This window comes from Deinococcus indicus, from assembly GCF_002198095.1.
Classification (GTDB): Bacteria; Deinococcota; Deinococci; order Deinococcales; family Deinococcaceae; genus Deinococcus; species Deinococcus caeni.
The window spans coordinates 190,315-216,081 of the sequence record NZ_NHMK01000030.1 but is presented as its reverse complement, the minus strand read 5'-3'; the positions used below and the strand labels follow the sequence as shown (position 1 = coordinate 216,081).

25 protein-coding genes and 1 tRNA gene are annotated in these 25,767 nt (G+C 71.0%); 11 read left to right on the top strand and 15 right to left on the bottom strand.

The features are described 5' to 3' along the window. The first annotated feature begins 1 nt into the window (after position 1). From CBQ26_RS18205 to CBQ26_RS18190, 4 genes are read left to right on the top strand one after another with little or no spacing between them, the layout of a single operon-like run. Positions 2–1,390 (top strand): efflux RND transporter periplasmic adaptor subunit, encoded by a 1,389-nt coding sequence (locus CBQ26_RS18205; protein WP_244898083.1) that lies wholly within the window; start codon positions 2–4, stop codon positions 1,388–1,390. Next, positions 1,387–2,169 carry an ABC transporter ATP-binding protein gene (locus CBQ26_RS18200; RefSeq protein WP_088250023.1) on the top strand — a complete coding sequence of 261 codons (783 nt, stop codon included), beginning with the start codon at positions 1,387–1,389 and terminating at the stop codon, positions 2,167–2,169. Before CBQ26_RS18205 ends, CBQ26_RS18200 begins: the two co-directional genes overlap by 4 nt. After that, positions 2,166–3,518 (top strand): ABC transporter permease, encoded by a 1,353-nt coding sequence (locus tag CBQ26_RS18195; protein WP_229843957.1) that lies wholly within the window; start codon positions 2,166–2,168, stop codon positions 3,516–3,518. The genes CBQ26_RS18200 and CBQ26_RS18195 overlap by 4 nt, the downstream gene beginning before the upstream one ends. Positions 3,519–3,536: 18 nt before the next feature. Further along, positions 3,537–4,100, top strand: coding sequence for a hypothetical protein (locus tag CBQ26_RS18190; RefSeq protein ID WP_088250022.1), 564 nt, complete (start codon positions 3,537–3,539; stop codon positions 4,098–4,100). A gap of 74 nt (positions 4,101–4,174) precedes the next feature. Here CBQ26_RS18190 and guaA read toward each other — a convergent pair whose 3' ends face one another. Both guaA and CBQ26_RS18180 read right to left on the bottom strand, forming a co-directional pair. Beyond that, complete coding sequence (gene guaA, locus CBQ26_RS18185) at positions 4,175–5,692, bottom strand: glutamine-hydrolyzing GMP synthase (RefSeq protein WP_088250021.1); 1,518 nt, start codon at positions 5,690–5,692, stop codon at positions 4,175–4,177. Positions 5,693–5,775: 83 nt separating this feature from the next. Continuing rightward, entirely contained in the window at positions 5,776–7,557 is a 1,782-nt protein-coding gene (locus CBQ26_RS18180; RefSeq protein WP_143342201.1) for a hypothetical protein, read from the bottom strand. Between the two features lie 107 nt (positions 7,558–7,664). Between CBQ26_RS18180 and CBQ26_RS18175 the strand changes: the two genes are divergently transcribed. Genes CBQ26_RS18175 through CBQ26_RS18165 form a run of 3 tightly spaced genes read left to right on the top strand, consistent with a single transcriptional unit; the run spans position 7,665 to position 9,977 of the window. Continuing rightward, positions 7,665–8,729: an Mrp/NBP35 family ATP-binding protein gene (locus CBQ26_RS18175; RefSeq protein ID WP_088250019.1), complete on the top strand. Its 1,065-nt coding sequence runs from the start codon at positions 7,665–7,667 to the stop codon at positions 8,727–8,729. Continuing rightward, positions 8,726–9,379 carry a helix-turn-helix transcriptional regulator gene (locus tag CBQ26_RS18170; protein WP_088250018.1) on the top strand — a complete coding sequence of 218 codons (654 nt, stop codon included), beginning with the start codon at positions 8,726–8,728 and terminating at the stop codon, positions 9,377–9,379. The genes CBQ26_RS18175 and CBQ26_RS18170 overlap by 4 nt, the downstream gene beginning before the upstream one ends. Positions 9,380–9,392: 13 nt before the next feature. Then, complete coding sequence (locus CBQ26_RS18165; RefSeq protein WP_229843958.1) at positions 9,393–9,977, top strand: 2'-5' RNA ligase family protein; 585 nt, start codon at positions 9,393–9,395, stop codon at positions 9,975–9,977. 75 nt (positions 9,978–10,052) lie between these two features. On the opposite strand, the gene CBQ26_RS18160 is transcribed toward CBQ26_RS18165, so the two are convergent. The 7 genes from CBQ26_RS18160 to CBQ26_RS18130 form a co-directional block, all read right to left on the bottom strand. Beyond that, positions 10,053–11,147 (bottom strand): bifunctional 3-deoxy-7-phosphoheptulonate synthase/chorismate mutase, encoded by a 1,095-nt coding sequence (locus CBQ26_RS18160; protein ID WP_088250017.1) that lies wholly within the window; start codon positions 11,145–11,147, stop codon positions 10,053–10,055. Positions 11,148–11,230: 83 nt separating this feature from the next. Continuing rightward, positions 11,231–11,659 carry a globin domain-containing protein gene (locus CBQ26_RS18155; protein WP_088250016.1) on the bottom strand — a complete coding sequence of 143 codons (429 nt, stop codon included), beginning with the start codon at positions 11,657–11,659 and terminating at the stop codon, positions 11,231–11,233. A gap of 117 nt (positions 11,660–11,776) precedes the next feature. Further along, positions 11,777–12,550 carry an ABC transporter permease gene (locus tag CBQ26_RS18150; RefSeq protein WP_088250015.1) on the bottom strand — a complete coding sequence of 258 codons (774 nt, stop codon included), beginning with the start codon at positions 12,548–12,550 and terminating at the stop codon, positions 11,777–11,779. Between the two features lie 40 nt (positions 12,551–12,590). Further along, the gene (locus CBQ26_RS18145; protein ID WP_078304964.1) at positions 12,591–13,529 is read right to left on the bottom strand and encodes an ABC transporter ATP-binding protein; all 939 of its coding nucleotides are present in this window, start codon (positions 13,527–13,529) and stop codon (positions 12,591–12,593) included. A 128-nt stretch (positions 13,530–13,657) separates the two neighbouring features. After that, positions 13,658–15,094: a superoxide dismutase family protein gene (locus CBQ26_RS18140; protein ID WP_088250014.1), complete on the bottom strand. Its 1,437-nt coding sequence runs from the start codon at positions 15,092–15,094 to the stop codon at positions 13,658–13,660. A gap of 1 nt (position 15,095) precedes the next feature. Further along, a complete protein-coding gene (locus CBQ26_RS18135) occupies positions 15,096–16,343 on the bottom strand; it encodes a PQQ-dependent sugar dehydrogenase (RefSeq protein WP_172418156.1) in 1,248 nt (415 codons plus the stop codon). A gap of 241 nt (positions 16,344–16,584) precedes the next feature. Then, the gene (locus tag CBQ26_RS18130; RefSeq protein WP_088250012.1) at positions 16,585–17,466 is read right to left on the bottom strand and encodes a 1,4-dihydroxy-6-naphtoate synthase; all 882 of its coding nucleotides are present in this window, start codon (positions 17,464–17,466) and stop codon (positions 16,585–16,587) included. A gap of 120 nt (positions 17,467–17,586) precedes the next feature. Here CBQ26_RS18130 and CBQ26_RS18125 point away from each other — a divergent pair, with 120 nt between their 5' ends. Next, positions 17,587–18,117 (top strand): DUF6174 domain-containing protein, encoded by a 531-nt coding sequence (locus tag CBQ26_RS18125; RefSeq protein WP_088250011.1) that lies wholly within the window; start codon positions 17,587–17,589, stop codon positions 18,115–18,117. Between the two features lie 66 nt (positions 18,118–18,183). Here CBQ26_RS18125 and ribF read toward each other — a convergent pair whose 3' ends face one another. Both ribF and CBQ26_RS18115 read right to left on the bottom strand, forming a co-directional pair. Further along, on the bottom strand, positions 18,184–19,095 hold the full coding sequence (gene ribF / locus CBQ26_RS18120; RefSeq protein WP_088250010.1) for a riboflavin biosynthesis protein RibF: 912 nt from the start codon (positions 19,093–19,095) through the stop codon (positions 18,184–18,186). Beyond that, positions 19,092–19,649 carry an NUDIX domain-containing protein gene (locus CBQ26_RS18115; RefSeq protein ID WP_088250009.1) on the bottom strand — a complete coding sequence of 186 codons (558 nt, stop codon included), beginning with the start codon at positions 19,647–19,649 and terminating at the stop codon, positions 19,092–19,094. Before CBQ26_RS18115 ends, ribF begins: the two co-directional genes overlap by 4 nt. 59 nt (positions 19,650–19,708) lie before the next feature. On the opposite strand from CBQ26_RS18115, the gene dgt reads away from it, so the two are divergent. Beyond that, entirely contained in the window at positions 19,709–20,839 is a 1,131-nt protein-coding gene (gene dgt / locus CBQ26_RS18110; protein ID WP_088250008.1) for a dGTP triphosphohydrolase, read from the top strand. Between the two features lie 92 nt (positions 20,840–20,931). Continuing rightward, positions 20,932–21,008 (top strand) — tRNA-Ile (locus tag CBQ26_RS18105). A gap of 116 nt (positions 21,009–21,124) precedes the next feature. Here the strand turns inward: CBQ26_RS18105 and CBQ26_RS18100 are convergent. From CBQ26_RS18100 to lipB, 3 genes are all read right to left on the bottom strand, one after another. Next, positions 21,125–22,006 carry a CBS domain-containing protein gene (locus tag CBQ26_RS18100; RefSeq protein WP_088250007.1) on the bottom strand — a complete coding sequence of 294 codons (882 nt, stop codon included), beginning with the start codon at positions 22,004–22,006 and terminating at the stop codon, positions 21,125–21,127. Between the two features lie 385 nt (positions 22,007–22,391). After that, on the bottom strand, positions 22,392–23,381 hold the full coding sequence (lipA, locus tag CBQ26_RS18095; RefSeq protein WP_088250006.1) for a lipoyl synthase: 990 nt from the start codon (positions 23,379–23,381) through the stop codon (positions 22,392–22,394). Between the two features lie 6 nt (positions 23,382–23,387). Further along, positions 23,388–24,104 (bottom strand): lipoyl(octanoyl) transferase LipB, encoded by a 717-nt coding sequence (lipB, locus tag CBQ26_RS18090; RefSeq protein ID WP_088250005.1) that lies wholly within the window; start codon positions 24,102–24,104, stop codon positions 23,388–23,390. 190 nt (positions 24,105–24,294) lie between these two features. Here lipB and CBQ26_RS18085 point away from each other — a divergent pair, with 190 nt between their 5' ends. Then, on the top strand, positions 24,295–24,822 hold the full coding sequence (locus CBQ26_RS18085; RefSeq protein ID WP_088250004.1) for a GNAT family N-acetyltransferase: 528 nt from the start codon (positions 24,295–24,297) through the stop codon (positions 24,820–24,822). 81 nt (positions 24,823–24,903) lie between these two features. Here CBQ26_RS18085 and CBQ26_RS18080 read toward each other — a convergent pair whose 3' ends face one another. Then, positions 24,904–25,689, bottom strand: coding sequence for a hypothetical protein (locus CBQ26_RS18080; RefSeq protein ID WP_229843959.1), 786 nt, complete (start codon positions 25,687–25,689; stop codon positions 24,904–24,906). Positions 25,690–25,767: the final 78 nt, after the last annotated feature.

Here is a 25,767-nt window from a genome sequence, read left to right as displayed (position 1 = left end):
CGTGACCGTACCGGCCGACCGCCCGGCCCGCCGCGCCCGCTGGCCCTGGATCGTGGGCGGCCTGCTGCTGATCGGCGCGGTCGGCGGGACCCTCGCGTACCGCGCCCGCAGCGCCGAACCCACCCAGGCGGTCGCGGCGACCACCACCGCCCGCGCGCAGCAGGGCGTGATCCGGGTGTCCGTCAGCGGTCCCGGCACGCTGGAAGCCGCGCAGACCCGCACGGTCGGCGCGGACCTGACCGCCACGGTCGGCGCGGTCCCGGCGGTCGGCGAGCGCGTCACGAAGGGGCAACTGATCACCACCCTGAGCAGCGACACGGTCGAGCAGAACGTGGCGTCGGCGCAGCTGAACCTCGACAAGGCCCGCGCCGGACTGGACGCCACGCGCGCCTCGCAGGCCAGCAGCGCCGCGCAGCGCCGGAGCAGCGTCACCAGCGCCCAGAATTCACTCACGCAGGCGCAGCAGACCCTCGCGGACGCCCAGCGCACCCTGGACGGCCAGCGGCAACTGGCCGCCATCGGGGCGCTCAGCGCCTCGGCCCTGGCGGACGCGCAGTCGGCCGTCACGAAGGCGCAGCAGACCGTGGACAGCGCCCGCGCCAGCCTGAGCGCCGCGCAGACCCAGGCGGAGACGGGCGGCGCCAGCGACGCCCAGAACCTGCGCAGCCAGCAGATTGCCGTGCAGCAGGCGCAGGACAGCCTGGAAGCCGCGCAGCAGGCCCGCGCGGACCTGAAGGTGTACGCCCCCATCACCGGGGTGGTCAGCACCGTCACCGCCACCGAGGGCGTGGTCGTGAACAGCGGCGCGACCATCCTGACCGTCCTGGACGACACCACCCTGAACCTGCCCGTGCAGATCGACGAGACCGAGATCGCCGGCGTGAAGGTCGGCCAGAGCGCCGACGTGACCCTGGACGCCTTCGACGGGCAGACCTTCACGGGCCGGGTCGTGCGCGTGTCGCCCGGCGCGACCCAGAGCAGCGGCATCAGCGTGTTCACCGCCACCGTGCAGCTTCCCAACCCCGACGGCCAGCTGCGCGCCGGCATGACCGCCGAGGCCGAGATCATCCAGAGCGAGGAAACCGGCCTGCTCGTGCCCAGCCGGGCCGTCCAGACCGTGCGGGGCCGCAGTTACGTGCAGCTGCCCGCCGCCGAGGGCGCCGCCGGGAACGCTGAGGGCGAGCAGGTGCGGGTCGAGACCGGCGCGACCGACGGCACGAACACGGTCGTCACCAGCGGCCTGGAACGCGGCCAGGAGGTCGTGGTGCCCGGAGCGGCCAGCAGCGCCGCTGGCCGCACCCGCCAGGACGGCACGCAGGGACAGGGCAGCCGGAGCGGCGCGGGCATGGGCGGACTGCCGATCCCCGGCATGGGCGGAGGCAGACCGTGAGCGCCCACCCGGACGCCCAGGCGACCGCGCCGGTCGTGGACATCCGCGACGTGCGCAAGGTGTACGAGCAGGGCGACGTGATCTTCGAGGCGCTCAAGGGCGTCAGCGTGCAGATCGCGCAGGGCGAGATGGTCGCCCTGATGGGACCCTCGGGCAGCGGCAAGACCACCCTGATGCAGATCATCGGGCTGCTCGACCGGCCCAGCGGCGGCTCGTACCGGCTGGCCGGGCGGGACGTGACCACCCTCAGCGAGAACGAACGCGCCGAGGCCCGCAACAGCGACATCGGCTTCGTGTTCCAGGCGTTCCACCTGCTGCCCCGCCTGAGCCTCGTCGAGAACGTCGAGGTGCCCCTCACGTACGCCGGTATTCCGCCCCGCGAACGCCGCGAGCGGGCCATGCAGGTCCTGGGGCGCGTGGGACTGGCCAGCAAGGCCCGCAACCTGCCCAGCCAGATCAGCGGCGGCCAGAAACAGCGCGTGGCGGTCGCCCGCGCCCTGGCCGGCCGCCCGCGCCTGCTGCTGGCCGACGAACCCACCGGGAACCTCGACACCCGCACCAGCGAGGAAGTCATGGCCCTGTTCGGCGCCCTGCACGCCGAGGGCACCACCGTCGTGATCGTCACGCACGAGGACGACATCGGCGCGTACGCCGAGCGGGTCATCCGCGTGCGCGACGGATTGATCGAATCCGACCGCCGCCAGACCCCCCGCACCTCCATGACCCACCACGCGCCCCCCCACCTGCCCGGCGCGGCCGCCAGCGGAGGACAGCCGTGACGGCCGCCGATCAGCCGACCGGGAAGGCCACCCCCGATCAGCTGGCCGGTAAGGCCGCCCCGGTCAGCACGCCCGGCGCCGCCCGGCCCGTGCGGCGGGGCGGCATCGGCCTGGGCGGCGCGTTCACCATCGCGTGGCGCGCCATCGTCGGCACGCCGCTGCGGTCGGTCCTCACGGCGCTGGGCGTGATCATCGGCGTGGCCGCCGTCGTCGCCCTGACCGCCATCGGACAGGGCAGCACCGCCGGCGTCACGAAGAACCTCGAGAGCCTCGGCACCAACCTGCTGACTGTGCAGAGCGCCCGTGGCGGCGGGGGCGGCACCCTCGTCCGGGGTGGCCCCCGCCAGACCATCACCGTCGAGGACGCCGAGGCGCTGGCCGCCGCCTTCCCGGACCGCGTGGCCGGCGTGGCGCCCACCGTGAACAGCTCCGTGCAGGCCAAGGTCGGCAGCGCAAACACCCAGGCCAGCGTGCTCGGCACCTGGCCCGCCTACGAGACGGTCCGCAACAGTCCCGTCGAGGCCGGTGCCTACTTCACGGACGCCGACAACAGGAGCCGCAAACGGGTCGCCGTGATCGGGTACCAGGTCCTGACCGACCTGTGGGGCGAGGACGCGACACCCGAACAGGCCATCGGGCAGAAGGTCCGGCTGGGCAGCGTGTCCTTCACCGTGACCGGCGTGCTGCCCGACAAGGGCAACAGCGGCTTCGGGAACGCGAACAGTCAGGTGCTCGTGCCGCTCGGCACGTACCTGCAACGCTTCGCGCGCACCAACAGCGCGGGCGGCGAACCCACCGTCAGCAGCGTCTACCTCCAGGCGGTCAGCGCCGACGACCTCACCGCGTTGCAGGCGGACGTGACCGAACTGCTCAGCACCCGCCACAAGCAGACCGACCCGGACAACCTGGACTTCCAGGTGCAGAACCAGGCGGACAGCCTCGCCAGCCTCAACAGCGTCACGTCCACCCTGACGCTGCTCGTCGGCGCGATCGCCGGGATCAGCCTGCTGGTCGGCGGCATCGGGATCATGAACATCATGCTGGTGTCCGTCACGGAACGCACCCGCGAGATCGGCGTCCGCAAGGCCCTGGGCGCCAAACCCCGCGACATCCTCACGCAGTTCCTGGTCGAGGCCAGCCTGCTGTCCATCAGCGGCGGCGTGATCGGCATCCTGCTCGGCGTGGGCGTGGCGTACCTGGGGAACCTCGCCGGAATCGCCCCGGTGTTCAGCCCGACTCCCATGATCGTCGCATTCCTGTTCAGCGCGCTGGTCGGCGTGTTCTTCGGGTACTACCCGGCCGCCCGCGCCGCCCGCCTCGACCCCGTCGATTCCCTGCGTTACGAGTAACCCTCAAGGAGATCCACCATGAACAAGACCCTTCCCGCCCGCCTCATCCCCGCCGCCCTCACCCTGACCGCTCTGACCGTCGGTGTCGCCTCGGCGCAGCAGAGCGCGCAGCGCCAGATGACCCCGGAAATGCAGGCCCGCATGAAAGCCATGCAGCCCATCACGGACCTCGCGCAGACCGTGCGCCTGCTCCCGGACCTCGAAAAGAACAAGGCCACTGCCCTGAGCAAGTCGCAGGCCACGCAACTGCTGCCCATCCTGACCACCCTTCAGAAGGCGGCGGCCGTGCAGCCCAACGACGCGAAAAAGTACCTCACGCAGATCGAGGACAGGATCCTGACCGCCAAGCAACTCACGGCCCTGGACGGCCTGTTCCTGAAAGCCGAGAAGGAACGCGAAACGCAGCGCGGCCAGCGCCAGAACGCCCAGGGCCAGGGCGGCGGGAACCGCCCCGCCGGGCAGGGTGCCGGCCGCCCCGACCAGAACGGACAGGGCGGGCAGCCCGGCCAGTTCAATCCCTTCAAGCAGGACCGCCTGGCCGACGGGCTGAAGGCGTACGTGGCGCTGCTGAAGAAGAAGTAACGCACGTACCGGCAAGCAGGAGGCCCCCACCATTGATACGGGTGGGGGCCTCCTGCCTGTGCCGCCTCAGCGGGTCATTCCCACTCGATGGTCGCCGGGGGTTTGCCCGTGATGTCGTACACCACGCGGTTGATCTCGTGGACCTGGTTCACGATGCGGTTGCTCATGGTCGCCAGGAAGTCGTAGGGCAGGCGGGCCCACTCGGCGGTCATGAAGTCGTCGGTCGTGACGGCCCGCAGCGCCGCCGTGAAGGAGTACGTGCGTTCGTCACCCATCACGCCGACCGACTGGATGGGCGTGAGGATCGCCAGCGCCTGCGAGCAGCCGTCGTACAGCCCGAATTCGCGCAGGCCGCTGATGAAGATGTCGTCCACGCGGCGCAGGATGTCCAGCTTCTCCTCGCTGATCGCGCCCAGGCAGCGGATCGCCAGTCCCGGTCCGGGGAAGGGGTGGCGCATCCGCACGGCGTCCGGCAGGCCCAGCAGGCGCGCGATCTCGCGGACCTCGTCCTTGAACAGCGTGCGGAACGGCTCGACCAGCTTGAAGGCGAGGTCGTCGGGCAGGCCGCCCACGTTGTGGTGGCTCTTGATGTTCGCGGCGCCCTCGCCCCCGGCGGACTCGATCACGTCCGGGTACAGGGTGCCCTGCGCCAGGAAGTCGAAGGGGCCGTGCGTGCGGGCCTCACGTTCGAAGGCGCGGATGAACTCGCGGCCGATGATCTTGCGTTTCTGCTCGGGGTCGGAGACGCCGCTCAGCGCCGCCATGAACTCGGCGCGGGCATCCACGGTGATCAGGTTCACGCCCAGGGGCCGCAGCGCCGCCTCGACCTGCTCGCGCTCACCGAGGCGCAGCAGGCCGTGGTCGATGAACACGGCGGTCAGGCGTTCGCCCACCGCGCGGGCCAGCAGCAGGCCCAGCGTGGAACTGTCCACGCCCCCGCTGATCGCCAGCAGCACCCGGCCGTCCCCGACCTGTGCCTGCACGTCTGCGATCAGCTCGTCGATGATGTGCTCGGCCGTCCAGTCGCGCGTGACGCCGCAGATGTCCAGGAAGTTGCCCAGCAGCTGCCCGCCCTTGGGCGTGTGCACGACTTCCGGGTGGAACTGCACGCCGTAGCGGCGCGTGACCGTGTTCTCGATGGCCGTGACGGGCGTGTCGGCGGTCTGCGCGACGACCTCGTATCCCTCGGGCAGCGCCGTGACCGAGTCGCTGTGGCTCATCCAGGCGACGAACTCGCCCTGGATCCCGGCGAACAGCTGCCCGCCGTACTCGGTCAGGTCGGCCTTGCCGTACTCGCGTTTCCCGGCGCGTTTCACGTCGCCGCCCGCCTGCTGCGCCAGGAACTGCATGCCGTAGCACACGCCCAGCACCGGCACGTCCAGGTCCAGCACGCCCGACGCGGGTTTCGGGGCGTTCTCGTCGTACACGCTGCTGGGGCCGCCGGACAGCACGATCCCCTGCGGGTTCTCCTGCAGGATTCGCTCCAGGGGGGCGCTGCCGGGAAGGATCACGCTGTACGCCCCGAGTTCACGGAACCGCCGCGCGATCAGACGCGTGAATTGACTGCCGAAATCCAGAATGACAACGCTCATCACCCTGATTGTGTCACGCGCCCGGCCCGCAGGCGTCCCGCCGGAGCAGACGGGTCGCCCGGCCCGCGCGCGCCCCGCCCGGACTATTCCCCCAGGACGATCTCTTTGCGGGTCTCGCGGGGCACGGTCACGCTCAGGGTGCCCGGCGCGTACCCGCTGGCCGTGACGTTCAGGCGGTACGTGCCGCGCACCGGGAACAGTACCCGCCCCGGCGCGGTCCCGAACTCCTGCCCCGGCGTCAGGTTCGCGTCGGGCGGGGCGTCCTGCACGGTCAGGGCCAGCCGGACGTTCCCGCCGCCCTGCACGATCAGTTCGACCGGGCAGCACGGCGCCGCGCCGGCACCGGCATCCGCCGCGACCGGCGGGGCGGCCGCGCCCGCGTCCCCGCGCGCCGGACCACGCAGCGCCCACCACGTCCCGCCGATCAGCAGGGCCAGCGCCGCGACCAGCAGCGCCCAGCGCGGCCAGCGCCGCCGGGCGGGCGGGGATGCGGGCGCTTCCCGCACCACCCGCCACGAGTCGTCCTCGTCCCAGCCGATCCGGATCGGGTCGCCCGGCGCGCGGCGGGCCGGCAGGCGCGGGGCGGGTTCCGGTTCGGGTTCCGGCAGCGGCTCGCGCCGCAGGCCCGGCGGCAGGCGCTCCACGTCCCGCAGGTTCAGGCGGCGCGGCGCCGCCTCGCCGTGCGCGCCTTCGCCCGGTGGCGTCCAGGCGGGCAGGTCCTCGCCGTCCGCTGCGCCGAAACCGATCCGGACGGTCCGGGCGGCAACGGGTGGTTCCTGCCGGTCGCGGCGTTGCGCGGCGCGGCGCGCGGCGGCCGCCTGGGCGTCCAGGATGGCCTGCGCGCGGCGTTCCTCGTTCTGGCGGCGGCGGCGTTCCTGCGGCGTCTCCGGTTCCGGCGCGGCCCCCGCCTCTGCGGCCGGGATGGGACCACCCTCTGCGAGCGGACGGGTGGGCGGCGACGGATCACCCAGCACGATGGGCGAGCCGTCGTGCGCGGCCCCGGCGTCCGGCCCGGCTGCCTCCGTGGCTGTGCTGGCGGCCAGCGGGTCCGGCAGATCGGGTTCCGCCGCGGCCTCCCTGGCGGTGGGGGAGGGGGCCGGGCTGCCCAGCCACTCGGTCGCCTCCAGGCCGGGGGCCGGCTGCGGCGACGGCCCCACTGCCGGGAACGCTTCCGGTGCCGGCAGCGGAGGAGGGGGTAGTTCCGGCGGCAGGTCCGCCGGTGGCGGGGGGGCGGCCTGCACCTGCGTCTGCACTGGCGTCTGCACCGCCGTCTGCACTGGCACCTGCACCGGCACGGCCACCGGCTCCTGCACCGGCGCCTGCGTGCCGGGCGTGGCGTTCAGGCGGCTCAGGGCCTGCGCGGCGCTCAGGGTGCCGGGCTGCTCGGCCAGTGGGCGCAGCGCCGCCGGCAGCGGCCCCATCTCCGAGAGGATCACCGCCAGGGCGTACAGGTCGTCCGCCGGTCCCGGATCGCCGCCCCACGGCAGGCCCGCGCCGGTCAGCAGCACCCGGCCGTCCACGCTCCACAGCTGCGCGGGGCTCAGGCCGCCGTGAACGACGCCGCGCCCGTGCAGCGCCGCCAGGGCGCCGAGTGCGCCGCGCGCCGTGAGCAGCGCGTCCGACGCCGGGCGCGCCTGAAGCGGCAGCTCGGTCACGAGGTACCCGTGGTCGCCGTCCACGCCGCTGTCCACGACCGGCAGCACGTTCGGATGGTCCGGCAGATCAGGCAGCGCCGGCGGGTGCGGCAGGACGTGCAGCAGCACGGGCATGCCCGTCAGGCGGTCCGTGGCGCGCAGCGTCCGCACCGGACTGCCTGTCCGGCCCGGAAGTTCACGCGCGGCCACATAGGGGCCAATTGACTTCATCCCGTGCAGTATAGGCCGCGCGGCACGCCAGCAGGCACGCCAGCCCGCGTCCTACTGTGACCGCGTGGCTTGCCCTACCCCGGTGGATGCGCTACTAATTGCGGGATATGCGTGAAGCCGTGATGGCCGCCCTGAGTACCGTGAACGATCCGGAACTCCACCGTGATCTCGTCTCCCTGGGCATGATCGAGCAGGCCACCGTGGATTCGGGTGTGGCCAGCGTGAAGGTGAACCTCACGACGCCCGCCTGCCCCCTGAAAGGCAAGATCGAGGGAGACGTGCGCGAGGCCGTCCTGGCCGTGCCCGGCATCACGCGCGTGGACGTCACCTTCGGCGCGATGGTCCGCCCCCCCGCGCAGCCGGCCCTGCCCGGCGTGAAGCACGTCCTGCTGATCGGCAGCGGCAAGGGCGGCGTCGGCAAGAGCAGCGTCGCCGTGAACGTCGCCGCCAGCCTCGCCCGTGACGGCGCGCGCGTGGGCCTGCTCGACGCGGACGTGTACGGCCCCAGCGTCGCGCACATGATGGGCCAGGGCGGCGCCAAGGTCACCGCGAACGCCGAACGCAAGATGCAGCCCATCGAGGCGCACGGCGTGAAGTTCGTGTCCATGGGCAACCTCTCCCCGGCCGGGCAGGCGCTGGTGTGGCGCGGCCCGATGCTGCACTCGGCCGTGCAGCAGTTCCTGAAAGACGCCGCCTGGGGCGAACTCGACTACCTGATCGTGGACCTGCCGCCCGGCACCGGGGACGTGCAGCTGTCGCTCACGCAGACCATCCAGGTGACGGGCGCCGTGATCGTCACCACCCCGCAGGACGTCGCGCTGATCGACGCGGCCCGCGCCATCGACATGTTCCGCAAGGCCAGCGTGCCGGTCCTCGGCGTCGTGGAGAACATGAGTTACTTCGTGGCGCCCGACACCGGCCACACCTACGACCTGTTCGGCCGGGGCGGCAGCCGCAGGCTCGGCGAGGAGTACCCGCAGCTGGGCGAGGTGCCCATCGACATCGACGTGCGCCAGGACAGCGACCGGGGCACCCCCGCCGTGCTGGCCCACCCGCAGTCGGCCGCCGCGCAGGCCCTCACGCAGGTCGCCCGCAACCTCGCCGGGCAGGTCAGCGTCCGCTCGCTCGCGCAGTCCCTGGCGGACCTGCCCGACCAGCTGACCGTCGTATGAGCGCCGCGACCCTCCCCGTCCCGCAGACCCCCGCGCCGGAACGCACCAAGACCCGGCTGCTGGAACTCGTCAAACGGCGCGGCGCGCAGACCGCCCAGGACCTCGCGCAGGGCCTGGACATCAGCGTGCCCGCCGCGCGCCGGCACCTGTGCGACCTGCAGGAACAGGGACTGGTCGAGGCCCGCACCGAACGGCCCGGCGGCCGCGGCCGCCCGCAGCACGTGTACGCCCTGACCGAACGGGGCGAGGCGGCCTTCCCGAAAACGTACTCCAGCCTGTGCGTGGACGTCCTGCGGCACATCGAGGGCCTGTTCGGCGGCGAGGCGCTCCTGAAAGTCCTCGACGCCCGCAACGCCGAGATCGCCGACCGGTTCCGCAGCGAACTGCCCGCAGACCTGCCCCTCGGGGAGCGCGTGCAGAACCTCGTGCGCCGCCTGAACGAACACGGCTTCGACGCCAGCGCCGTGCAGGACGAGCAGGGCCACTGGACCTTCACGCAGCACAACTGCCCGAACCTGACCGTCGCCCGCCAGTACTCGCAGCTGTGCAGCGCCGAGATCACCCTGTACGGCGACCTGCTGGGCGTGCCCGTCACGCGCGAGACCCGCATCGCCTGCGGGCAGGGCAGCTGCCGTTACCGGGTCGGGTAAGGTCGGTCCGGCCGTGACCACGCCGCCCACCCCGACCGGGGCGCCCGCCCCGCTGTACTCCATCGTGGCGTGGCCCCCGGAAACCCTCGACAGCTGGCTGCGGCGACTGCAGGAACGCCTGAACGTGCGCGGCTTCGGCCTGCCGCACCTGAACGTCCGCGCGCCCTTCCAGACGCCCCTGAGCAGCACGGAACTCGTGGACGCCTGCCGCGCGGTCCTGCGCGGCCAGACCGCCTTCGACGTGCAGATCCGCGGCTGGAAACAGGTGACCGGCGTGATCTTCCTGGAATGCGAACTGGCGCCCGAACTGCGCGCCCTGCACGACCGCACCCTGACCATCGGCCCGAGCAGCCTCGCCCGCTACGACGGCCCCGAGTACCGCCCGCACCTGACCCTGGCGCTGGGCGTCCTGCCGTGGGCCGAACCGCTGCTGTGGGACGCCGTGCGCGACCTGACGCCGCCCGTCACGTCCTTCCGGGTCGAGGCGCTCAGCCTGACCCGCGAACACCGGGGCGAGGTGCAGGAACTCCACACCTTCCCACTGACCGGCCCCGCCGACCCCACCCCCGCCCCCACCGCCGAAAGCGCCCCCAGCTGACCCCGGCGCGCAGCCCATACGCAGAGGCCGGCCTCCCATCTGGGAAACCGGCCTCTGCTGCTGAAAGAAGGGCGATCAGACCCCGACGGGCACCTTCAGCATGCTGCCCAGCGCCTCGCTGAACTGGTCGTACCCGGCGAAGTCCAGCTGCTGCTCGTTGTCGCTCAGGGCGGTGGCGGGGCTGGGGTGCACCTCGACGTGAATGCCGTCGGCGCCCACGGCCAGCGCGGCCTTCGCCAGCGGAATCAGCAGGTCGCGGCGCCCGGCGGCGTGCGTGACGTCCACGATGACCGGCAGGTGCGTTTCCTTCTTGGCGATCGCCACGGCGCTCAGGTCCAGGGTGTTGCGGGTCCACTTCTCGTACGTGCGGATGCCGCGCTCGCACAGGATGACCTCGTTGTTCCCTTCCGACAGGATGTACTCGGCGGCGTACAGCCACTCCTCGATGGTGGCGCTCAGGCCGCGCTTGAGCAGCACCGGGCGGCGGGCGCGGCCCACCTCGCGCAGCAGCGCGAAGTTGTGCATGTTGCGCGCCCCGACCTGCAGGATGTCGGCGTACTCGGCGACGATCTCCACGTCACGGGTGTCCATGACCTCCGTGATGAACAGCATGCCGTGTTCCTTGGCGACGCGGTTCCCGAGAATCAGGCCGTCCACGCCCATGCCCTGGAAGCCGTACGGGCTGGTGCGGGGCTTGTACGCGCCGCCACGCAGGATCTTGATGCCCTTGCCCGCCAGGTACGCGGCCGTCTGCTCCATCTGCTCCTCGCTCTCGATGGAGCACGGCCCGGCGATGATGGTCGGCAGCGAGTTCCCGCCGATGCGCACCCCGTCGATGTCCAGCACGGTGTCGTCGCTCTTGACCTTGCGGGACACGAGCAGCTGCTTCTTGTCGTTGCTCTCCTCAAGGTCCAGGCTGGCCTTGAAGATCTCCTTGAAGATGGCCTTCACGGCGGCGCCCGTGAACGGTCCCTGGTTCAGGCCCTCGAGTTCCTTGAGCTGCTTGTCCTCACGGGCCGGGTCGTAGTGGTTGGGGCGGCCTTCCTGGGTCTTGGCGTGACCGATCTGCGCGACGACGTGGCCGCGGCGGGACAGGAGACCGAGAAGTTCACGGTTGATCTGATCGACCTCGGCGCGGAGGTCCTCAATGCTGCGTTGCGGCTGGGTCATGTTCAGCAGTGTAGGAAAGCCGCACCTGACCCCGCTGACACCCTGCTAGTCAATTGCAAAGAGTTGTCCAACTCCCGCCCCGCTCACGGTGTGCCTCCGGCGGCCGGCGCCGCTCCGGACGGCGCGTTCACCATGTGCGTCGCCACGCGCGCCAGCGCCGCGTACAGTTCCCGCGCGTCGTCCGGCGCGACGCCCGGCGTGTCGCGCAGCGCCGCGTTCATGCACGCCAGCCACGCCTGCGCCCGCTCCGGCGTGATCGGAAACGGCAGGTGCCGCGCCCGCAGCCGCGGATGCCCGAACCGCTCGTGGTACAGCGGCGGCCCGCCCAGGAACCCGCTCAGGAAGGCCAGCTGCTTCTCGGCCGTCAGGGTCAGGTCCGCCGGGAAGATCGGACTCAGCAGCGGGTCACGTGCCACCAGGGCGTAGAAGCGGTCCACCAGCGCCGCCAGCGCGTCCGGGCCGATCCGGTCATACAGGCTGCCGCCCGGAGTCAACGAGAGGGGAGCCGTCATGCCTGCCAGGGTAACGCCTGGACGCTCCCGGTGGCGAGTGGAGCGCCGCCAGCGGGAATGCGAAACCGGCACACGCGCTCGCGGTGTGCCGGTCGGGAAGGAGCGCGGGGGCGCAGATTACACGTCGCGGCGGTCGAAGGCGAAGATGCTCATCAGACCGAAACCGGCGGTGTAGATCAGCAGCAGCACCAGCGGCTGCGCGATATCGCCCTGCTGCACGTACAGGTTCAGCTGGCTGGTCAGCAGGATCCGCTGGATCGCCTCGGGCAGCACCACCAGCAGGCGCATGACGATCAGGGCCGCGAAGGTCGCCAGGGCGGCGGCGGCCGTGTTCAGGTACAGCACCCCGAACAGCAGCGACAGCGCCGCGATGGGCATCAGGACCACGCCGGCCAGGAACGAGCCGCGCAGCACCTCGGCGAAGGCGGCGTCGCTCGTCAGTTGCCCCACACCCACGAACAGTCCCGGCCCCAGTCCGGTGCCGCCCGTGAACGTCCCGAAGCCCAGCGGAATGCCGGCCAGCAGCGATCCCAGCACGGTCGAGAAGATCAGCAGGAAGGGATAGGACAGCGCCGTGATCAGTTTGCTGGCAATGACCTTGGTGCGGTCGACCGGGCGCAGCAGCAGCGGGGCCAGCGTGCCCTGCGAGACTTCCGAGCCGATCATCTCGGCGACGGTCACGGCGATGAACAGCGGCAGCAGGTAGCCGATGGTCACGCCGATACTCACGGCCGGCAGCTGCCAGCCGCTCACGAGGTTCACCTGAATCAGGGCGCTCAGGCGCGGCGCGAACGCCCACAGCAGCGGCATCAGGAACGTCACCAGCAGCGCCAGCCGCACGCTGCGCGCTCCGAACAGTTTGCGGTACTCCAGGGACAGCAGGGTCAGCATGCGCTCACCCGGCCGCTGCGGTCTTGGGGATCAGGGGTCATCAGGCTTGCTCCACGCGTTCACGGTAGTACTCGTACAGGTCGAAGTGGTCCGGGCTGGCCTCGAACACCCGGATGCCCTCGGCACTCAGGTGCGACAGCGCGTCGGGCACGCGGGACTCGCCGCCCAGGTGCGCGATGGCGTACGGCGTGCGGGTGCTGACGCGGCGCACGAACGGCAGACGTTCAAGCACGGCCGCCGCGCCGACCGGGTCGTCCACCCGGAAGCGGTACGCGGCCTGCCGGGCGCGCAGGTCCACGGTGTCCACCAGCCGCCCGCCCGTCAGGATGCCGACCGTGTGCGCGTACGTGGCGATCTCGCGCAGGTGGTGGGTGCTGAGCACCACCGCGCAGCCGCTCGTGGCGAGGCTGGTCACGATCCGGTGGATCAACCCGATCCCCAGCGGATCGAGGCCGCTGGTGGGTTCGTCGAGAATCAGGACCTTCGGTTCGGCCAGCATGGCGCTCGCCACGCCCAGCCGCTGCCGCTGCCCCAGCGAGTACTCCTCGACGCGCCGGTCGGCCATGCGGGTCAGTTCCAGCAGCGCCAGCACCTCGCGGATGCGGTCGCGGCTGATCTTGCGGCCTCCCGGCGCCATGGCCGAGAGGTTCGCGTGGACCTGCAGGTTCTGCGTTCCCGTGAACTGCGGGTAGAACTTCGCGGGCGCCTCCACCACGGCCCCCAGGTAGGCGCGGGCGCGCTGCCCGTCGGTATGCACGTCGCGGCCCAGCAGCCGGACCTCGCCGTCCGTGGGGAAGGCAAGGCCGGTCATGGTCCGGATCAGGGTGGTCTTACCCGCGCCGTTCGGCCCGGTCAGCGCGTACACCTCACCGGGCTTCACGGTCAGGTACACGTCCTCTAGGACACTGTTCTGGCCGTATTTCTTGTACAGCCCCCGGACCTCAATGGCCGGGATGGCTGGCGCACCTTGCTTCGTCACCCGCACAGCCTAACCCAAGCGTCCGCCCCCGCGCCTGACATGTCCCTCAGCCACCCCCACGAGGGGGTTGCCCGTGGGGGTGGCTGAGCGACGGGCCGCGCAGCGCTGGGGCGCCGCCGGGCGGGGGATCAGAACTTCCGGAAGCGGGTCAGGCGGAACGGCGTTTCGGGTGTGCCGCCCTGCAACTTGTCGAGCTGGCCCTGCGGCACGATCAGGTCCCCGCCGATGGCCGCGAGGGTGGTGGGGAAGCGCAGGCCCGCCAGGGGTTCCTCGGCCACGACCTGGCCGGCGGTCCAGTCGGCGTTCAGGTTGACTTTCGTGATGACCCCCTCGGCGTTGCGGACCACGTACAGCGTGCGCCCGTCGAGCAGCAGGCCGTCGCCGCGCGTCAGGCCGGTCATGACGCGCCGCACGGCCTTCGTACGCAGGTCGATGCGCCACAGGTCCCCGGTGTTGAGCTGCACGGTCAGCAGCGCCCGGCCGTCCGGCGTGGCGACGATGCCGTTCAGGTTGATGCCCGGGGCGTAGCGGATGGGCGTGCCGCCCAGGTCCAGCCACGCGCTCAGCTTCAGGTCCGGCGTGACCCGGAAGATCACGGGCCGGGTGGAGTCCGTGACGTACACGTTCCCGTCCGGGGCGGGCGTCAGGTCGTTCACGTACGCATTCGGGGACTTGGGGGTGTTCAGGATCGCGACCGGGAACCCGTCGGGCCGCAGGACGCTGACGGTGCCGCTCGCGCCGCCCGCCGCCCACACGCGGCCCTGCGCGTCCACCTTCAGGCCCAGCGCGGAGGCGCGGCCCTGCCCGCCCCCCTCGGCGAAGGTGGACACGGCCCCGCTGTTCAGGTTCACGGCGTAGATGGTGCCGGTCGCGGCGCTGCCGGTGTAGGCCACGCCACGGGCGGCGTCCACGGCCACGCCCTCCGGGAAGTCCTGCGGGCCGGGCAGCGGGTAGTCGCGCACGCTGAAGCCGTCGCGCGTGATGATCCCGCAGCGTTCGCGCGCGCCGGTCATGCCGGACGGGTCGCTCCGGTAGTCGTCGGGTTGCGCGTGAATGACCAGCGAGCGGTTCAGGACGCCGTTCATGCCGGTCAGGCTGACCTTGGCGGTCGTGAAGGTCGCCCGCCCGGTGCCGTCCGCGCCGACCGTCAGCATGGGCAGGTCCCCGCCGTGCCCGGCGTGGTTGTCCGCCTGCGGGTCGTCGTGGTTGCGGCTCATGCCGGGGTCGAAGTGACCGCCGGCCCCACCGAACGCCACGACCGTGTTCGTGGCGGGGTCCACGCCCGGCGTGCAGCGCCCGAATTCATGGACGTGCATGCCGTGCTGGCCGGGCGTGAGGCCCGAGACGGTCACGCTGACGCGCACCCCGCCGCCCTGCTGCGCGAAGGTGGCGGTGCCCAGCACCTGTCCGGTCGGGTCGCGCAGGGCCGCCGTGGCCTTCAGCGGCGTGGAGGCCGGGGCCGCCATGGACATGCCCGCGCCGCCCGCCAGTCCGATCCCAGCGAGCGCCGCGCCCCCCAGCAGGGCCGCCGTGATCAGGGTGCGCTTTCTCGAGACGCGCTGCATGTCAGTTCCCCCCGGTGTACAGCACGCGGTAGATGACGCCGCTCTGGTCGTCCGTGAACAGCAGGCTGCCGTCCGTGTACGTGGCGACGCCCGCCACCCGCCCGAACTGCTTCCAGACGTCCCCGTCCTGGTACACGAAGCCCGTGATGAACGGCTCGATCCGCTCGGGTCTGTTCTGCGCGTCGAACACCACCCGCGCGATCTCGTACCCGCTGGGTTCGCTGCGGTTCCAGGAGCCACGGAACGCGATGAACGCGTCGTTGCGGTACTCGGCCGGGAACTGCGTGCCGGTGTAGTAGTTCATGGCGATGGCCGCCGCGTGCGCCGTGTAGTTCAGGACGCTGCCCTGCGTGCCCGCGCAGTACTCGGCCTTGGTGATCTTGCCGGGAATGTTGCCCACGTTCACGTACGGGTCGGGCTGCCTGTCGCCGTAGCAGAAGGGCCAGCCGTAGTTCTTCCCGCGTTCGATCACGTTCAGTTCCTCGGGCGGGATGTTATCGCCGTGCCAGTCGCTGCCCTGATCCGCGCCGTACAGCACGCCGCTGACCGGGTGCCACCCGAAGCCGATGGTGTGCCGCAGGCCCCGCGCGAATACTTCGCGGGTCTTGCCGTCCGGGCTGATACGCAGCATGGTCGCCTCCTCCGGGTTGGGGGTGGGGGCGTCGTTGTTCGTGGAGCCGAAGCTGGCGTACAGGTACCCGTCCGGACCCCACTTGAGGGTGCGGGCCGGGTGCTGCCCGGCGTCCGGGAAGCCGTCCGCGAACACGCGCGGCACGCTCAGCCCGCCGTCACTGGCGATGTCCATCACCCAGATGGTCTTCTCGCCCACCACGTACATCTTCCCGTCCCTGACGTCCATGCCGTGCGCCAGCTTCATGTTCTGCGCCACCTGACGCCGCTCCGCAGCGCTGATCTGCCCGTCACGGTCGGTGTCCTTCAGGTACCACACGTCCCCCTGCGCGCGGCGCGACAGGTAAATCCCGCCGTCCGGCATGACATGCAGCATCCGGGCGTTGCCCAGCCCGGTCGCCATGACCTTCAGCGTGAACCCGGCCGGGACCTTCAGGAGCGAGAGTTTGTCCGCCGTGAATTCCAGCGGGGTGGGTTCGTTGCGGGTCGCGGTGACCGTCACGGGCGGCTCGCCCGGCGGCAGGGGGCGGGGCGTGGGCGGGGCCGTCTGGGCCAGCGACGCGGAAACGAGGGCGGCCGACAGGACCGCCGTGAACACGGACAGGGGGGTATGGCGCATGGGATGAATCCTCCGGACTGAAGCATCCGCACCCGGCCACCCGCCAAAGCTGCCGCGCGTCACCATCTGAGAACTTGCTTCCGGCCCGGCCAAGGTCCCGTTCAGGAACGCTTCAGGAGCCTCCCATCCGCCCGCCCCTCCTCATACGGATTCCGTTTCCACCCTGCGGGGCAGCTCTACGAGTCGCTTCGCTCGGAACCAGTGGGCTTTGCCGCCCATTCAATTTCAATCGGAGTCCGTATCAGGTCACCGGCACGAACAGGCTCTGGTCGGTGGCGGGCGCCGCCCCGACCTGAACGGCCCGGCGGTGCAGTTCCCGCACGGCCCGCTCGCCCTCCTCGCCCACGTCCAGACTGAAGGGATTCACGTACAGGTCGATGTGCGCCTGCATGACCTCGTCCGACATCTCCAGCGCGTGCTCGCGGATGTACCCGCGTGACGCCTCCGGGTGCGCGTACGCGTACTCCAGGCTGCCGCGCACTGCCGCGTTCAGGTCGCGCTGCACGCTCAGGGGCAGGTCCCGGCGCACCAGGATCGCGCCCAGCGGGAGCGGCAGGCCCGTGTCCTCCTCCCACCACGCCCCCAGATCCAGCAGGCGGGTCAACCCGTACTCGTGGAAGGTGAAGCGCGACTCGTGAATGATCAGGCCCGCGTCGACGGGCTGCCCCCCGAACTCGCCGCGCTGCACGGCGGGCATCACCTCGTCGTAGCGCATGCGGATCACGTTCACCTGCGGAAAGACCAGCCGCAGCAGCAGTTCCGCCGTCGTCAGCGCGCCCGGCGAGGCGACCGTGCGGCCGTTCAGGTCCTGCACGTCCCCGCGCGTCACGATCAGCGGCCCCACCCCCCGGCCCAGCGCCCCGCCCGCGCGCAGCGCCACGTACCGGTCCATCACGCCGAAGTACGCGCGGTAACTGATCTTCGTCATGGGCAGGCGGCCCTGCGTGGCCCAGTCGTTCAGGGTCTGCACGTCCTCCAGCACCTCGCGCACTGGCAGCGGCCCCTGCACCAGCCCCGCGTGCAGCGCATGAAAGATGAACGTGTCGTTCGGGCACAGCGAGTACCCCAGGTCCAGCACCGCCGGCAGGTCACTCGCAACAGGGGAAAGGGCATCCGGGCTCATGCCGCCCAGGGTACGCCCCCCCACCCACCCGGAACGCGAGGCCAGCCACCGTCCCCGCCGTAACGAACGGCCAGCACCCGGCTCAGCCGCGCGTCAGCCTGGGCAGGTACGCTGCGCCCCATGCCCCCCCTGCGCGCCGCCCTGCTGATCCCCGCCGCCCTCGTCGCCGTCAGCGCCCTGAACCCCGCGCAGGCCGGTGGCGGCGGCCCCCGACCCGCCCCGGCCACCACCTGCCGCGACGGGTACGTGCGCCCGGACTTCACGGCCCTGAAAGCCCAACTGACCCGCGCCCGCACCCAGTGGAACGCCGGGCGGCCCGCCAGTTACACCTACGACCTGCGCCAGATCGCCGCGCCCGTCCTGTTCCCCGAAACCCGCGTGACCGTCCAGGCAGGCCGCGTGACCCGCACCGACCTCCTGCCCGGCCAGCAGGGCGACCCCAACCCCCTGGCCGCTCAGACCATCGACGCCCGCTTCGACGAGCTGTTCCAGACCCTGCAACGCCAGTCGCGCGCCGCCTGCCCGGACGTGCAGGTCAGCTTCAACCCGGCCCTCGGCTACCCCACCCGCGTGTACTCCGGCATGGGCGACGGCGGCATCGCGGACGGCTTCGGCGAGTGGAGCATCCGCAACTTCACGCCCCTGAAGTAAGCGCGTGACCCCTCACCCGCCGCGTGCGCGGCGCCCTCTCCCCACGGGAGAGGGTCAATGCTTCTGTCAGCGCACGTCTTTCAGGGCCTCGCGGGCGGCGTCGGCGTCGCGGGCGATCTGGGCTTTCAGTTCATCCAGGCCGCTGAACTTCTGCTCGCCGCGCAGGTGCGCGAAGAACTTCACCTGCAACTCCTGCCCGTACAGGTCGCCGCTGTAATCGAACAGGTTCACCTCGAAGCGCCGGTCCAGGCCGCTGACGGTCGGGCGGAAGCCCACGTTCGCCACGCCGTGCCAGCGGCCCCCGCCGTCCAGCGCCGGGTCACCCACCACCACGACCGCGAACACGCCCAGCGGCAGGGCCTTGCCGTCCGGCACGCGGATGTTCGCGGTGGGCCACCCGATCGTGCGCCCCAGCCGGTCGCCCTGCACGACCACGCCCTGCGCGTCGTAATGGCGGCCCAGCAGGCGGCCCGCGCCCACCACGTCCCCGGCTTTCAGGTACTCGCGGATGCGGGTGCTCTTGATGTCCTCGCCGCCCAGCTGATGCATCGGGAGCGTCACCACCTCCGGCGCGACCAGGCGCAGGTCCTCCACGCCGCCCGCCCGGCCCCGCCCGAAGTGAAAGTCCTCACCGACCACGACCGTGCGGGGCCGCAGCTGCCGCAGGTCGTCCAGGAACGCCTCCTTGGGTCGCGCCGCGAACTCCGGCGTGAACGACGCCGCGATCGTCTCGTCCACGCCGTAACGGCCCAGCAGGTCCAGTTTCTCGGGCAGGGTGGACAGGAACTCCACGCCCTGCGTCAGCACCCGCGTGGGCGGATCGAAGGTGTACACCACGCTGGGCACCCGGTGCTCACGCGCCTTGGCCTTCAACTGCGCGATCAACGCCTGATGACCCAGATGCACGCCGTCGAACGACCCGACCGCCACGACCGTCGCCGTGTCCGGCCGCTGACCAGGGGAGACGTACGTCTTCACGACGGCTCCTGCCCCGCACTCCCGGCAGTGCCCCCGGCCAGCAGCTGAAGGCCGTACAGCGCCGCCGTCACCGTCGAGGCACTCCCGACCAGCGACCCGTCCCGCAGGCCCGACAGCACCTGCGCCGGCGGCAGCCACAGCACCTCGATCCCCTCCTCGTCCTCGTCGTGCGGCAACTTGCTCTCGCGCAGGTTCGTCGCGTGGAACACGAACAGCTCCTCGTCACAGAAACCGGGACTGGAGTAGAAGCGCGTCAGGAGTTCCATGTCCCCGTCCAGCCCGGCCTCCTCCTGCAACTCCCGCCGCGCCGCGCCCGCCGGTTCCTCGCCCGCGTCAATCAGGCCCGCCGGGGCCTCCACCGTCACCGCGCCCACCGCCCGCCGCGCCTGCCGCACCAGCAGCATCTCGCCGCGCCCGTTCAGCGCCAGGACCGCCACGGCGCTCGCGTGCCGCACGATCTCCCACTTCCCGTCCATGATCTCCAGGCGCACGATATGCCCGTCGAACACCACCCGCGTGCCCGCCGCGCCCGGCCCGTCCTGACTTCCGCTCATGCCCAGACTGTAAAGCACCCGCCCACGCCCGGTCTGCGGCCGTCTGCCACACTGACGGCATGATCACCCGCCGCGACCTGGAAGCCCGCGAGGCCAGCACCCTGGCCCCCCACGCCACCCTGAGCCGCGACCACCGGGGCCGCGAACACCCGGAACCCGAGAGCGACACCCGCACCGCCTTCCAGCGCGACCGGGACCGCGTCCTGCACACCACCGCCTTCCGCCGCCTGGAAGCCAAGACGCAGGTGTTCCTCTCGGCCGCCGGCGACCACTACCGCACCCGCCTGACCCACACCCTGGAAGTGCAGCAGGTCGCCCGCAGCGTCGCCCTGAGCCTCGGCCTGAACGAGACGCTCTCCGAGACCATCGCCCTGGCCCACGACCTCGGCCACCCCCCCTTCGGGCACGCCGGGGAACGCGTCCTGAACACCCTCATGCAGGGACACGGCGGCTTCAACCACAACCTCCAGGCGCGGCGGATCGTCACCCTGCTCGAACACCCCAAACCCCACTACCCCGGCCTGAACCTCACCCTCGACACCCTCGACGGCCTGAACAAACACCACCGGGGCGGCCTGGGCCAGCCCAGCCTCGAAGCGCAACTCGTGGACGCCGCCGACGCCCTCGCCTACACCGCCCACGACCTCGACGACGGCCTGCGCAGCGGCCTGATCACCCCCGACCACCTCGCCGGACTGCCCCTCTGGCAGGAACTCCTGACCGCCACCGGCGTCAACCCCCACCCGCTCACCGAACAGGGCCGCCGCACCCTGCACCGCCACCTGCTCGGCTGGCTCATCCGCGACCTGACCCACGCCAGCGACCACGCCATCACCACCAGCGGCCTTCACACCCCCACCCAGGTCCGCGCGCACACCGGCGGCCTGATCACCTACAGCCCCGCCACGCAGGCCCTGCTGGGCGGCGCCCGCACCTTCCTGCGCGACAACCTGTACCGACACTGGCGGGTCGAGATGCAGGTCGAACAGGCCACCCGCGTCCTCACCACCCTGTTCACCGCCCTGCACGACCGCCCCAGCATGCTGCCCCCCAGCTACCGCGACCTCGCCCAGACCGGCGGCCTACCCCGCGCCATCTGCGACTACCTGGCCGGCATGACCGACCGCTACGCCCTCGAAATGCACGCCGCCCTCACCGCCGCCAGCCCACCCACCACCTGGCCCCGCTGACCCCACCCGCCCCGCCAGTTGACAGCTTCCCGCCCCCCTGATACATTTATGCCCGCCTGCCCGAGAGGACAGCGCGAAGGCAACAAAGGTGCGCGGGTGTAGCTCAGCTGGTTAGAGCGCACGCCTGATAAGCGTGAGGTCCCCAGTTCAAGTCTGGGCATCCGCACCAAGGAAGAGAAACCCCGTCAATGACGGGGTTCTTTCGTTGTATCCGGGGCACGGGCTGGTATGCATCCGGCTGCATACTGGCGAAAGCAAAAGGTCACCAGCTGTCGGCCCGGCGGTTCAGGCGTCTGCGAGGGCCGGGGCGGGCGCGGCCTTCACCGCTTCGCCCAGCAGGGTGCGGATCACGTCGCTGATCGTCACGACGCCCAGCAGTTCCCCGTCCTGCGTGATGACCGGCAGGCCATGCACGTCGGCTTCGAGCATGCGGGTCAGGGCGTCGTGCATGGGGACGCTCTCGGTCAGGTACCCGCCGGGCGGGCGCATCAGGTCCCGGACGGTGACGCCCTGAAGGAAGAACTGATCGGCCAGCAGCGTCGGGCCGTGCGTGGCAGCGGCGCGGTCCACCACGTCCCGCAGGTCACGGGCGTGCAGCACGCCGGTCAGCTGACCGCCCTGCACGACCGGCAGCACGTGCAGCCGCGTGACGTTCAGGATCGCGGCGGCCTCGCTGGCGGGCGCGTCGGGCGTGACGGTCACGACCTCGCGGGTCATGTGCTGCGCCGCCGCGCCCCACTGCAACCGGGGCGCGCGGGCCTCGGCGCGCAGCACGTCGGTCAGGGTCAGCATGCCCATCAGGGCGCCCGTATCCTCCTGCACGACCGGCAGCCCACCCACCCGGCGGTCGAGCAGGGTGCGCAGCGCGGCCCGCAGCGGCGTCTGCGGCGTGACGGTATGCACGGGGGCGCGCATCACGTCGCGCACGCGCACCCGGCCCACGTGGTTCGTGAACTCCCAGGGACTCAGGCCGTCGGCCAGGGTGGGCAGCGCGCGGCGGATCTCGCCGTCCGTGACGATCCCGACCACGCGGCCGGCCTGCACGACCGGCAGGCGTTTCACGCCGAGTTCCTGCATGGCGACCACGGCGGCGCTGAGCGGTTCGTGCGCGCCGACCGTGACGGCGCGGGGGTGCATGGCGTCCTGAACGAGTAGGGGGGTGGTCATGGGTGAACCTCCTGACCACAGGGTCGGCGCCGCCCGTTACCGGGGCATTACGGAGCGGGAGGCCGGACGGGTGCAGCCCGCCGGGGCGCGTGGGTGCGTCCGGCGGGCTGAGGTTCGATACGGATTGTCTGTTTTGCCATTCGTCCGGAACAGTGTTGCGTTGTTCCCACGCGGCGGGTCTGCTTGACGGGTCGCGTCCACTCGGGTTGAAGGATGGTGCCGACCATTCAACCTGCGTCTGTGCGGGGGTCATACGGATTCCGTCTGTTTCGCCGACAATCCGGAACTTCACCGGATTGCCGGCTCCACGTCCAGAACCCGTTTCTCTCCTTCTCGCTTCGCTCGGATCCAGCGGGCTTTGCAGCCCATTCAATCGGAGTCCGTATCAGATCAGGCTGAGTTCGCTGCCTTCGCCGAGGTGGGCGAGGTGTTCGGGCAGGGTGCCGGGGCGGTCCATGACGATCTGCTCGGCCTTGTACGAGGAGCGGACCAGGGGGCCGCTGACGACTTCCAGGAAGCCCATGGCCATGGCCTCGTCGCGCAGTTCGTCGAATTCGGCGGGGGAGACGTACCGTTCGACGGGCAGGTGGTGCATGGTGGGGCGCAGGTACTGCCCGAAGGTGAGGACGTCCACGCCGGCGTCGCGGCAGTCGCGCATGGTCTCGCGGAGTTCCTCGCGGGTTTCGCCCAGGCCGAGCATGATGCTGGTCTTGGTGATCACGTCGGGGCGGGCCTGCTTGGCGTGCGCGAGGACCTTGAGGGTCTGGTCGTAGTCGGCGCGGATGTCGCGGACGGGATGGGTGAGGCGGCGGACCGTTTCGAGGTTCTGGGCGTAGGTGTCCACGCCGCTGTCGAGCACCAGGTCGACGCAGTGGGTGTTCCCGCCGAAGTCGGGCGTCAGGGCCTCGACGCGCGTTTCGGGGTTGAGGCGTTTGATGGCCTGGACGGTCTTGGCGAAGTGGTACGCGCCGCCGTCCGGCAGGTCGTCACGGTCGACGCTGGTCAGCACGACGTACTTCAGGCCCATGAGCTTGACGCTCTCGGCGACGCCCTGGGGTTCGTCGAGGTCGAGTTTGCCCATGGGGTTGCCGGTGTCCACGGCGCAGAAGCGGCAGGCGCGGGTGCAGATGTGGCCCATCAGCATGAAGGTGGCGGTGCCGCGGCTCCAGCATTCGCCGATGTTGGGGCACATGGCTTCCTCGCAGACGGTGTGCAGGCGGTGTTCCTTGACGATCTTACGGACTTCCGTGAAGACCTGCCCCGTCGGGATGGTGACTTTCAGCCACTCGGGTTTCTTGTCGCGGACCGGCACGCTGTCCTTGCGGTAGATGCCGTTCTTGATGAACTTGGGTTCCTTGGGGGTTTCCTGGGTCATGTGGTGTCAGCTCCCGGCTGCCGCTGGGGTGGGCAGCGTCCAGTCGTACTGGGCGAAGGTGGTGTGGAAGGCGCGCGTCAGGGCGTCTTTGGCGCCTTGCATGCTGGCCGCTCTGTTCAGGCCGCGCAGGTCGTATTCGCGCTGCACGCTGGTCATGTGCGTCTGCGTCAGGCCGCACGGGACGATCAGCTCGAAGTGCGCGAGGTTCGGGTTTACGTTCAGTGCGAGGCCGTGCAGGGCGATGTTGCGCTGCACCGCGACGCCGAACGACGCGATCTTCTGGTCGTACGTCAGGCCGTTCACGTCCCGTTCGGTGACGTACACGCCGGCGTAGCCGGGGTTCGGGCGCGCGTCGTTCAGTCCCAGGTCGTGCAGGGCGCCGATCGTCGCCTGTTCCAGCAGGCGCAGGAAGTCCGCGACCCGGCGGCCGACGGGGAAGATGGCGTAGGCGACGAGCTGGCCGGGGCCGTGGTACGTGACGTCCCCGCCACGTTCGACCTCCAGCACCTCGATGCCCTGCGTGTTCAGGTAGTCGCGCGTGACGATGATGTTGGTTCCCTCACGCGCCTTGCGGCCCAGCGTGAGGACGGGAGGGTGTTCCACGAGCAGCAGCGCCGGGCGACCACCGGCCGCGACCCGCTCGTGGTGCTGTTTCTGAAGTTCCCAGGCGTCCCGGTACGGCGTGAGGCCGAGGTCCAGAACGTCGAAGGGGGGGTGCGTCATGCGGCGATTGTACGCCGCGCCGCCGGGCTTTTATCGTGTCGCAGGCGGGTGTTCGGGCTGTATTGACCAGTGAACGTGGTGAATCCTGCGCTCCGTGCTGGTCAGGCGCGTCCGGGTTGAATGGACGTCCCTGGGCGCGGCTGCGCCATCTGGCTCAGGGCGCACAGGACGACGCACCCTAGGGTGAGGCATGGAACTGGTAGCCCCTTCCGAACAGTTCAAGTCAAGCTTTCTGGACGCCGTGCGCGAGGCGCAGACCACCGGCAGCGGTCTGGGCGACACCCTCAACTTCGACGTGGCCGACATGGAGCGTGACTTCACGGCTTTCCTGACCCACCTGCGCCGCTTCGAGCCCGGCCAGCCCCTCCCCGGCGGTTTCGTGCACTCCGAGTACCTGTGGCTCGTGGATGGAGACACATACCTGGGCCGCGCCAGCATCCGCCACACGCTGAATGAACGCCTGCGCGAGTTCGGCGGCCACATCGGCTACGAGGTCCGCCCCGGCGCTCGCCGCCAGGGGCACGCCACCCGTATTCTCGCCGGATCGCTGCGCCGCGCCCGGCAGCTGGGTATCGACTCGGCCCTCGTGGCCTGCGACGCGGACAACACCGGCTCGCGCCGCACCATCGAGAAGAACGGCGGCGTCCTCGAAGGTCAGTTCGTCGTGCCGGACCACCCCAACCCCATCCTGCGCTTCTGGGTACCCACGCTCACCTGATCCGGACTCCGGATGGGCGCAACCGGACCGGAAACCGGACAGGGGAGAGCCGCGTGGCCCTCCCCTGATCAGGCGTCGCGCTCAGCCGTTGCGAATCTGCCCGGCCTTCTCCTCCATCAATTCCGCGAGTTCCTCGAGGGCCTGCGCCTGTTCGTGGTCCGACACGCCCGTCTCGGTCAGGCGGTCCGCCACGGCCTCCCCGATGCGGGTCAGGGCGCTCAGCTGCTCCGGCGCGGCCTCGTCGAGCTGCGCGATCCGTTCGACCAGCTGCTCGCCGGCCGTTCCGAGCGCCTGCGCCTCGTCCGCCGCGCTCAGGTGCCGCAGGGACGACACCCGCTGCTGGTACTCGGCACTCACCTGCTCGAGCCGCTGCACCTGCGTCAGCGTGTCGGCCTGCACCTGCGCCGCCTGCATGATCGTCTCCAGCGCCAGGACCTGCTCCCGCACGTGCCGGTGAATCGCCTGAAGGCGGCCCAGGCTGACCTCGTTCACGGGTGTCCGCGTGACGTTCTCCAGCGCCTCGCACACCAGCGTATCGAGCGCCTCGGCCGCCCGGACCTGCACCTCGCCGCTCTCCTGAAGGTGCAGCAGCGCCTGCAGCTGCTCGCCGCGCGCCTCGCTCGGCGCGTTCAGCGGCAGCGCCCGCAGCTGCTCGGTCGTCAGGGTCACGACCTGCCGCAGGGCGTCCGTGGCGGCCAGTCCCTCCCGGCCCGCGCGGATGATGGACTCCAGCACGCTCGTCTGCTCCCAGCCGGCCGCGCCGACATGTTCACGCGCGCGCACCTCGGAGACGCGGCGGCGCTGCTGCAACGACACTTCACGGACCTCGGCCAGGGGACCGGCCGCCTGTTCAGGCACGGAATTCATGATCCTCAGACTGACGTGCCCGGCGGCCTCATAAGGTGACGCCACCTTCACTTGCCTGCCCAGGCTCCCGGCGCGTAT

Coding starts and splice junctions, on each gene's coding strand:
- CBQ26_RS18190 (WP_088250022.1), top strand. CDS start 3,537: ATGAACAAGACCCTTCCCGCCCGCCTCATCCCCGCCGCCCTCACCCTG.
- guaA (WP_088250021.1), bottom strand. CDS start 5,692: ATGAGCGTTGTCATTCTGGATTTCGGCAGTCAATTCACGCGTCTGATC.
- CBQ26_RS18180 (WP_143342201.1), bottom strand. CDS start 7,557: ATGAAGTCAATTGGCCCCTATGTGGCCGCGCGTGAACTTCCGGGCCGG.
- CBQ26_RS18175 (WP_088250019.1), top strand. CDS start 7,665: ATGCGTGAAGCCGTGATGGCCGCCCTGAGTACCGTGAACGATCCGGAA.
- CBQ26_RS18170 (WP_088250018.1), top strand. CDS start 8,726: ATGAGCGCCGCGACCCTCCCCGTCCCGCAGACCCCCGCGCCGGAACGC.
- CBQ26_RS18160 (WP_088250017.1), bottom strand. CDS start 11,147: ATGACCCAGCCGCAACGCAGCATTGAGGACCTCCGCGCCGAGGTCGAT.
- CBQ26_RS18155 (WP_088250016.1), bottom strand. CDS start 11,659: ATGACGGCTCCCCTCTCGTTGACTCCGGGCGGCAGCCTGTATGACCGG.
- CBQ26_RS18150 (WP_088250015.1), bottom strand. CDS start 12,550: ATGCTGACCCTGCTGTCCCTGGAGTACCGCAAACTGTTCGGAGCGCGC.
- CBQ26_RS18140 (WP_088250014.1), bottom strand. CDS start 15,094: ATGCAGCGCGTCTCGAGAAAGCGCACCCTGATCACGGCGGCCCTGCTG.
- CBQ26_RS18135 (WP_172418156.1), bottom strand. CDS start 16,343: ATGCGCCATACCCCCCTGTCCGTGTTCACGGCGGTCCTGTCGGCCGCC.
- CBQ26_RS18130 (WP_088250012.1), bottom strand. CDS start 17,466: ATGAGCCCGGATGCCCTTTCCCCTGTTGCGAGTGACCTGCCGGCGGTG.
- CBQ26_RS18125 (WP_088250011.1), top strand. CDS start 17,587: ATGCCCCCCCTGCGCGCCGCCCTGCTGATCCCCGCCGCCCTCGTCGCC.
- CBQ26_RS18115 (WP_088250009.1), bottom strand. CDS start 19,649: ATGAGCGGAAGTCAGGACGGGCCGGGCGCGGCGGGCACGCGGGTGGTG.
- dgt (WP_088250008.1), top strand. CDS start 19,709: ATGATCACCCGCCGCGACCTGGAAGCCCGCGAGGCCAGCACCCTGGCC.
- CBQ26_RS18100 (WP_088250007.1), bottom strand. CDS start 22,006: ATGACCACCCCCCTACTCGTTCAGGACGCCATGCACCCCCGCGCCGTC.
- lipA (WP_088250006.1), bottom strand. CDS start 23,381: ATGACCCAGGAAACCCCCAAGGAACCCAAGTTCATCAAGAACGGCATC.
- lipB (WP_088250005.1), bottom strand. CDS start 24,104: ATGACGCACCCCCCCTTCGACGTTCTGGACCTCGGCCTCACGCCGTAC.
- CBQ26_RS18085 (WP_088250004.1), top strand. CDS start 24,295: ATGGAACTGGTAGCCCCTTCCGAACAGTTCAAGTCAAGCTTTCTGGAC.
- CBQ26_RS18080 (WP_229843959.1), bottom strand. CDS start 25,689: ATGAATTCCGTGCCTGAACAGGCGGCCGGTCCCCTGGCCGAGGTCCGT.